The sequence below is a fragment of the uncultured Thiodictyon sp. genome, assembly GCF_903828115.1.
Taxonomy (GTDB): Bacteria; Pseudomonadota; Gammaproteobacteria; order Chromatiales; family Chromatiaceae; genus Thiodictyon.
On the sequence record NZ_CAIKKU010000047.1, the window covers coordinates 1 to 2,690 of the forward strand.

Below are 2,690 nucleotides of genomic sequence, written 5' to 3' on the forward strand. Positions count from 1 at the left end.
CCGCCCGACTTGGCCGCCGCAAACCACTTGCCTTCCTCCCCGGGCGTGCCGCCGATCAGGTCATGAAGGATCGTACGCGGGTCCCTTTGCGGGTACTTCTTTTTCAGCGCCCGGAAGGTCGCCAGATGGCTCCCGGCCGGGTTGGCCGCCAGCGCATAGCGGCGGTAGGCCTCGTCCGAGCGCCCGGCGGCGAGCAGGATCTCCTCGCAGGCGCGCGCGATGGTGACGGGGCTATCGTTTGACCCCCGCGAGGCCTCGGCGTAGCGGATCGCCGCGTCCGTCTGCCCCATGGCGGTCAGCGCGCGCACGCCGTAGCGGCGGTCGTGCCACCATAGAAAGGGGGCGGTGTCGATCAGGTCCAGCAGTTCCTGGTGACGCCCGGCCGCCAGCAGGCAGGACAGACAGGCCGGGGTGCCGCGGAAATAGGCCCCATGCGGCTCGCTCCAACTGCGCTGCACCAGCGCGCGCAGTTCATCGGCCGCCTGGGAGGCGCGCGCCGGGGTCCCGCAGAGTTCGCCCCAGCGTTCGCTGACTTCCGTGAGGAAATCCACCCCGTCCTCCTGCACCGCTGTCCACAGGCGCGTGAGCCACTCCTCGCGCAGGTCCGCGTCGGCCGGGGCCGCGATGAGGAGATCGAGCAGCGCGTGCACGGTCTTGCCGACCGCGCTACCCAAGGCCCCGGAGGAACTGTCGATCTGCTCCAGTGCCGGCCACAGCTTCTCCATCAGGACGATCGCCCCATCGGCCGCCACCAGCGGGTCCTGCCGGCTGACCGCCTTGATCTCCGCCACTGCCTCCTTCAGGCGTTGGGCGGCCAGACTGGAACCGCGCCAACTGAAGCCGCGGGCGCGCAACCGCGGGCGAAAGGCCCAGGGGTAACTGGGGCGCTTCATGTGGTCAGGGTGCCGATGACGGCGGCTCGAACCACTCGGTCAATGCACGGGGCTCGCCCAGGTCGGCGAGTTGGCGATCGATGGCAGCGTGGTTGCCCCACACCACGTCTGCCAAGGCGCCGCCGGCGACACGGGCTTCGAGGTCATGGCAATAGAGCCCCAGGTGACGCTGCAAATAGAAGCCGTAGGTGCGGCAGGCCACCGGGCGCTGGGCATAGACCAGACATGCGTTGGACGTCCGGTCAAGGAGCGGGCAGACAACCGGTCGTGACCGCTGGCCGACCAAGGCCGCCAGGTTCCGACGGATCTCCCGCCGCGGTTGCGGCGCGAGCACGGCGAGGCCCGCGCGCAGCAGGTCCCATTCCGCTGCCGTGAGTTGGGGCACTTCGGCGAGCGCCCGGCAACAATTGCCGCAGCCTTTGCCGCACGGCCAGTCGGGATGCTCACCCCGGATGTCTTGCACACGCGCGTTGATCTCGTCATGAAGTCGGGCTAAAGGGGGCTTTGGTTGCACGAGTCATCCCCGGAAAACGCTGGAGCAGGAAGCCAATAACCTTGATCATCGTTCCGGCCGGCGGCCACCTTCTGGAGTCCAAGGCTTCAGCCTTGGTCCTGATCCAAAGCGCAAGCTTTGGACTCCGGCCCGGGGCGGCCGGGACCATGAGTCCGAGCCCTGTCGGGCACTGGCGGCCCGCCGTTGGCGCTCCCCGCGAGCAAGGGGTGGGGGCGCCTGGTGCGACGGCTAGTTGAGTTTGACATCTTCGCGTTTCGCTTCCGCCATAGCCTCCGGTTCGAGCTCCTCGGCGTAACGATTCAGGCGGACGAATAGTCCCCAGCCGGCGAGCAGCACGCCGGCCGCGAGCACGATGCTCGCGGCATAGACCAAGTGTCCCGGGTCCTCGTGCGCTGCCTTGAAGGTTGCAACCAGGCCTTCGATGGTCAGCGCCACTACGACGACCACGAGAAAGCGCGATAGAAAACGCCGCACCCGAGTCGGCCCGCTGATATGGGCGTCGCGTACGACCTCCTCTTCGGCAATGGTCTGTGCGATCTGCAGCGCCACCACCGCTGCCGCCAGCAAACCTACGGCCTCGATAATGGCTTGCGCGGCACCGCGATCCAGCCCGCCCATCACGGCGAGCCAGCCTATCTTGGCGGCGATCACGATGAGCGCGAGTGCCGCGCAGGCAAAGAGAATGGCCATGCATCCATGGGCGATCGAAAACGCGCGTCGCAGGGTCTTCATCAGATCATCATGACACAGAAACGAGAGGATATGGGTCTTGCCTGAGTGTGGCGACCCGCAAACATCCGCTTGGCCCGGATTATCTGCAACCCAGAAAGCGCGGTTGTCACGCCAAGGCGCAGTCCGGCCTGGACCGGCTCTCCCGGGCGGTCATCCGGGAGCGACGGCGTCGGTACCTGGGCCTGCCAAGCCTGGTGGTCCTGACGCTCCTTGCCTGGGTGCTGTCGGGATGGTTTGCGTGGGACGGGGTGCGCCGCGGCACCCTGATGGCGGGTGTCGCTGCGGAGGCCGCCGCGACCTTCGTCACCGGCTCAGCCGGACGGGCGCGACCGCTCCCGGACCAGTGACTTTAGGTGTTCGAGCAGAGCCTCCTGCACGTCATGCAGGTCATGCAGCCTCCCCAGGGCCTCGGGTGTCCTGCCTTGGGTATGGAGGTCGCACAAGGCTGTTGCCAACACATGTATTTGTTGGTGCAAGGGCCTGATGGCCGCGGCAGCCGGCTGCGCACCATAACGGGCCAGACCATCGGCATCCAGCCACATGCCAAAGCG

5 protein-coding genes are annotated in these 2,690 nt (G+C 67.4%); 2 read left to right on the plus strand and 3 right to left on the minus strand.

Annotated features, from left to right (window positions below; genetic code table 11):
• The 3 genes from QZY48_RS01685 to QZY48_RS01695 form a co-directional block, all read right to left on the minus strand.
• The coding region (locus QZY48_RS01685) for a hypothetical protein (RefSeq protein WP_295426874.1) at positions 1 to 893 on the minus strand (893 nt) is incomplete at its 3' end.
• A gap of 4 nt (positions 894 to 897) precedes the next feature.
• Positions 898 to 1,356, minus strand: coding sequence for a YkgJ family cysteine cluster protein (locus tag QZY48_RS01690; protein ID WP_295426876.1), 459 nt, complete (start codon positions 1,354 to 1,356; stop codon positions 898 to 900).
• A gap of 279 nt (positions 1,357 to 1,635) precedes the next feature.
• Positions 1,636 to 2,139 (minus strand): hypothetical protein, encoded by a 504-nt coding sequence (locus QZY48_RS01695; protein ID WP_295426879.1) that lies wholly within the window; start codon positions 2,137 to 2,139, stop codon positions 1,636 to 1,638.
• 47 nt (positions 2,140 to 2,186) lie between these two features.
• Here QZY48_RS01695 and QZY48_RS01700 point away from each other — a divergent pair, with 47 nt between their 5' ends.
• Both QZY48_RS01700 and QZY48_RS01705 read left to right on the plus strand, forming a co-directional pair.
• Entirely contained in the window at positions 2,187 to 2,486 is a 300-nt protein-coding gene (locus tag QZY48_RS01700; protein WP_295426881.1) for a hypothetical protein, read from the plus strand.
• 6 nt (positions 2,487 to 2,492) lie between these two features.
• Positions 2,493 to 2,690, plus strand: a 198-nt coding sequence (locus QZY48_RS01705; RefSeq protein ID WP_295426884.1) for a hypothetical protein, incomplete at its 3' end; no start/stop codon positions are given.

Bases quoted from the DNA above. Each gene is read 5' to 3' on its own strand.
- QZY48_RS01695 (WP_295426879.1), bottom strand. From the start codon at position 2,139: ATGAAGACCCTGCGACGCGCGTTTTCGATCGCCCATGGATGCATGGCC.